Here is a 2640-nt window from a genome sequence, read left to right as displayed (position 1 = left end):
GCATTAAAACAGAAGTTATTGGAGTATATTGAATATTACAACAAAAAAGCAAAACCATTTGCATGGACATATGCAGGAAAACCTTGTAAAATATAACATACCTTATTTAAGGGACAGCACACTAGAAGCTTTCCCTTCTCCCCAGGTTTTCCAAGCCACTCATCCCTTAGCTTTTCTTCTTTAATATTAAGGTCAAAGGATGTTTTTACATTAATTGCCTTACTTAATAACTCATCCTCTGAGATAAAAAGCATAATATCCTCATCAATCCGATGAACAATCTCCCAAAATACATTGTAGTTTTTAAAAATAGAGCTAATAACTTCCTCTGCATCATTTATTTTTTCTTTACACCCCTCTAATACCTCTTTATATTTCTGGGTCTGTGGAAGGTTTTGCTTTTCCAGAATATCAAGCCTCTCTTTGACATTTAAAAGCTTTGCCCAAACATCCTCTTTTGCCCAAACATCCTTTTTTACTAAATTTATCAAATTCTTAAACACTTATAGAATAAACTTTATAGATTCAGAAATCCCTTTGTCAAGCTTAATCTTTTTAGAGGTCACTTGCCAGGGAAGAAGCCCTTTTACAGCAATTTTATATTCGCCCTCTTTTAGGTTTTCGCTTATAAAAAAGCCATCACAATTTGTTTTTCCTACAAAACCATTGTTTATATAAACCTCAATCCCTTGCTTTTTCTCCCTAAAGAGAATGCCCTTTACAGAGATAATGATTGTTTGACCTTCCCTTTTTATCTCATTTTTATAAACCTCTCCTGCGAGCTTTAGCTTTCTATTATTATCCAGAAGACCAAAATAGTATTCTGGAAATTCTGGTTTTTTTGAGTATTGGTCAGCAAATTCCCAAATAAATAGCCCCTTTGCCTTTGAGGATAAGGCAACTTGGCAAGCTTGATGGATATATGATGCCTGGTTTTCATAAGTGTATAGCCCTTTAGGTGAAGGATAGCCTGTCTCTGCAACAATAACATCCTTTTTAAATTCTGATGCCTTATCTATAATCTCACTCAATTTAAGGATTCTTTCTGGTTCACTAAAAATATGGTCATCTGGAGAAAATACAGGGCTATAACAGGGATAGAAATCAATGCCAATAATATCAAATGACAATTTGTTTTCAGTAAAAAACTTAAGGAAATATTCCCAATTTGGGTTATCGCATTCAAGATTTATCATAACCCTTGCTTCTGGATCATTTGCCTTTATGATTGAAATAATACCCAAAAGTACAGAGAGCTCAACCACCGGGTTTAAAGCCCAAGATTTTTCCCTCCAACCATTCACAACATGGAATGATGTATGGTTTATCTCATTTTCAGCCTGCCATATATCTATCTTTCCCTTAAATTGCTCTACAGCCTCATTTACAAACCTTGAGAGCTTTGGGATATATGAAAAAACATTAAGCTCATCCTTTATTTCCTCTACTATCCAAAAAGGAAGCATTGAGCTATAGCCAGAGCCAATCCCGGCTATAACAAAAAACCCATTTTCTTTTGCCTTATCAATTAGACTGTCATAAAAAGAAAAGTCAAATTTTTCCTTTTCTTTCTCAATATCTTTCCAGGAAAAATGAAGCCTTAGGCCATTTACACCCAATTCCTTAAGCTTCTCAAGGTCTTTCTCTTTTACCTCGGCTGGAACCTCACATAAGGTTACCCCAAAGATAAAATCATCCCTCATTTTTCATCACCTCTTTTTACCATTTTTATTATCTGGTCTATTTTTGAAAATGAGAAACCTTTTTTCCTTAAGATATGTGCCAACAGGGCAGGATGGGATTGTTTAGAAATTGGTTTTTTTGCCTCCTCCTCAAGGAAATCAAGGTTTCTTTTCCAAATGCTAGAAAACTTAATGATAGCTTTTTTAAATCTTGGGTTAAATTCATAAAGCAAAGGGATAAGCTTAAGCCTTATCTTATTCCTTGTGTATACAGGTCTTAAATTTGTTTTGTCAATTATAAAAGGAATATTATTCTTTGCTAAATATTCCTCAATCTCTTTCCTTTCAATATCAATTAAAGGCCTTATAATTGTAATCCCATCCATTTCCATTTTTTCTTCTATTCTATAGGGGTTTTCTCCCCTTATGATATGAAATAGGATTGTTTCTATATTGTCATCAAGATTATGTCCTAATGCAATGCTTTTTGCATTTATTTCCTTCGCTGTTTTTAAAAAAAAATCATACCTTGCCCTTCTTGCCATCTTTTGTGAATGAATGGGGTTTTTCCAGCTTGTAACATAAAAAGGCAAATTAAACCTTTCTGCCAGCTCTTTAACAAATTCTGCATCTTTGTCCGATTCCTTTCTAAGGCAATGGTTAAAATGACAAAGGAAAAGGGAAATATTAAACCTTTTCTTTAGTGAACAAAGCATATAAACAAGGGCCGTTGAATCACAACCACCAGATGCCCCAATTAGAATATTGTCTTTTGTTGAAACAAGGGCTTCGCACTTCTTTAAAACCTTAAGCCTAATTTTATCTTTTTTCGTAATTATTCACCCCCTCTTTGTGAAACGGAGAATCTTAAGAAAAAGAGAAAAGGAGAATATCATCTTTGTCTAATTAACCATTTATCCACTTTCTCAATCATTCATATAATCTGTCCAATGATTTG

Annotated in this window: 3 protein-coding genes; all 3 read right to left on the bottom strand. The window is 33.8% G+C overall.

Features of this window, described 5'->3' with window-relative positions; genetic code table 11:
- Positions 1-35: 35 nt before the first annotated feature.
- Genes AB1630_12080 through tilS form a run of 3 tightly spaced genes read right to left on the bottom strand, consistent with a single transcriptional unit; the run spans position 36 to position 2440 of the window.
- Positions 36-503 (bottom strand): hypothetical protein, encoded by a 468-nt coding sequence (locus AB1630_12080; GenBank protein MEW6104531.1) that lies wholly within the window; start codon positions 501-503, stop codon positions 36-38.
- Positions 504-1703 carry a beta-galactosidase gene (locus AB1630_12075; protein ID MEW6104530.1) on the bottom strand — a complete coding sequence of 400 codons (1200 nt, stop codon included), beginning with the start codon at positions 1701-1703 and terminating at the stop codon, positions 504-506.
- A complete protein-coding gene (tilS, locus tag AB1630_12070) occupies positions 1700-2440 on the bottom strand; it encodes a tRNA lysidine(34) synthetase TilS (GenBank protein MEW6104529.1) in 741 nt (246 codons plus the stop codon). The genes AB1630_12075 and tilS overlap by 4 nt, the downstream gene beginning before the upstream one ends.
- Positions 2441-2640: the final 200 nt, after the last annotated feature.

The organism is bacterium (assembly GCA_040753555.1).
Taxonomy (GTDB): Bacteria; UBA9089; UBA9088; order UBA9088; family UBA9088; genus JBFLYE01.
The sequence above is the reverse complement of the archived record's forward strand: the minus strand, read 5'-3'. Positions and strand labels throughout refer to the sequence as shown.

Excerpts from the sequence above, each read along its gene's own strand:
- AB1630_12075 (MEW6104530.1), bottom strand. The coding sequence starts at position 1,703 with ATGAGGGATGATTTTATCTTTGGGGTAACCTTATGTGAGGTTCCAGCC.